Here is a 1,739-nt window from a genome sequence, read left to right on the forward strand (position 1 = left end):
CCCGCCCCCACACCCCGGAGGTTTCGCACGAAAAGGGGACAGGTCCACTGATTACCCGCGTACTGATTATCGGTGACCAGGACGTAGTGAGGCTGGGACTGTGTACGGCCTTCGAAGCGACACAAGACATCAAGGTGGTCGGAACGACCGGCGACCTGCGAGTGGCGGTGGCCAGGGCGCGGCAGCTCCGTCCCGACGTGGCCGTCGTCGACATGGCGGCGCTGGGGGAGAGGGGGAACGAGGTGGTCCGCGAGCTCTCGGAGCTGGACGACCCCCGCGTTCGCGTCCTCGCCCTGGCGGTGCCCAGCGACAGGGACAACCTCGTCAGCTGCCTGCGGGCCGGCGCCTGCGGCTACATCCTCACCGGAAGCGACATGTCCGTCATCACCGACGCCGTGCGCTCGCTCCGGGAGGGGCACACCGTGCTCGACCCGGCCGTGGTCGGCACGGTCGTGGAGGAGTTCGTCCGCTACGAGGCGGCGGTGTGCGTCGGGGCGGACGACCCGGACTCGTGCTGGAAGGAGCAGTTCACCGACCGCGAGAAGGACGTGGTCGCGCTGGTCGCCACCGGCGCCAGCAACGCGGAGATCGCCGGGGTCCTCGGCCTCTCCGAGACGACCATCAAGTCACACGTGTCCAGCGTCCTCGCCAAGCGGGGGCTGCGCAACCGCGTCCAGCTGGTGGTCTGGGCCTTCCGGAGCGGACTCGTCCCGGTCCGTGGCAGGGACGCGGTGCTCTAGCGGCGCCCGCCGCCGGAGGCGGGCGGAACGGCAGTCCAGACGCGCGGTGCCGGCGGAGGGCCGCCGCGCGACCCCCTGACCCCGGGTGCTCCGGTCCTCAGGACCCCTCGGCGCCCCGGGCGGAGCGCGACTCCACCAGGACCCGGACGCCGTCCAGGACGCGTTCGAGGCCGAACGCGAACTCGTGGTCGGACGAGTAGACCGTCCTGTGCTCCCTGCCCACCGTGCTGCCCACCCGTGAGGCGAGCGGGTAGTCGCTGTCCCGTGTGAACGCCGCGAGCAGCGGGCCGTGGGTGCTCCACCACTGGCCGTCCGTCATCCCCGTGGCCCGTTCGGTCTCGCTGACCGCCGCGGCCTGGCTGGCGGCGCCCTCCGCGTAGCTGTTGACCAGGCTGACCGTGGAGTCCATCTCGACGTCGGACAGTCCCAGACCGTCCACGGCGGACAGCTCGTACTCGTACTTGGCGATGAGGTGGGGGCCCAGGAGGCGGCCCCGCGGGGTCTGGAGCATCCAGGGGTGGCGCAGGAGCAGCCGCCAGTTCGCGTACGCGACCGCGCTCAGCCGTTCGCGCCAGTGCTCGGGGCGCTCGCCGTCCGCGTACATGTCGGCGTAGGCGGCGTCGAGCATGAGGTCGACCAGCTCGCCCTTGCCGGGGACGTAGGTGTACAGGGACATGGTCCCCACGCCCAGGCGTTCGGCGACCTTGCGCATGGACAGCGCGGCGAGACCTTCGTTGTCGGCCATCTCCGAGGCCACGGCAACGATCCGGTCCACGCTCAGGTCCGGTTTGTTGCGGCGGCTGACGGGCTCCTGGGTCCGCCACAGCAGGGCGAGACTGCGCGCGGGGTCGCCGCTCTTGGTGTACTGCGTGGGCATCGGCCGTCCTGCTCTCGGTCCGGTGTCCGGCCAGTCTAGGGCGTGTTCCACGGGCGCACGCCCCGCTGCGCGGCGTCGCGGGGGAGGCAGGGGCGTCGGGAGGTTCGGGAGGGCCGGACCGC

Annotated in this window: 2 protein-coding genes; one reads left to right on the top strand and one right to left on the bottom strand. The window is 71.8% G+C overall.

The window, feature by feature from the left end:
• The first annotated feature begins 68 nt into the window (after window positions 1-68).
• A complete protein-coding gene (locus tag DQW06_RS05225; protein WP_255418212.1) occupies window positions 69-740 on the top strand; it encodes a response regulator transcription factor in 672 nt (223 codons plus the stop codon).
• 97 nt (window positions 741-837) lie between these two features.
• Here the strand turns inward: DQW06_RS05225 and DQW06_RS05230 are convergent, their stop codons facing one another.
• Window positions 838-1,617: a TetR/AcrR family transcriptional regulator gene (locus DQW06_RS05230; RefSeq protein ID WP_013155680.1), complete on the bottom strand. Its 780-nt coding sequence runs from the start codon at window positions 1,615-1,617 to the stop codon at window positions 838-840.
• Between the last annotated feature and the right edge of the window lie 122 nt (window positions 1,618-1,739).

Source organism: Nocardiopsis sp. TNDT3 (assembly GCF_003427465.1).
Classification (GTDB): Bacteria; Actinomycetota; Actinomycetes; order Streptosporangiales; family Streptosporangiaceae; genus Nocardiopsis; species Nocardiopsis dassonvillei.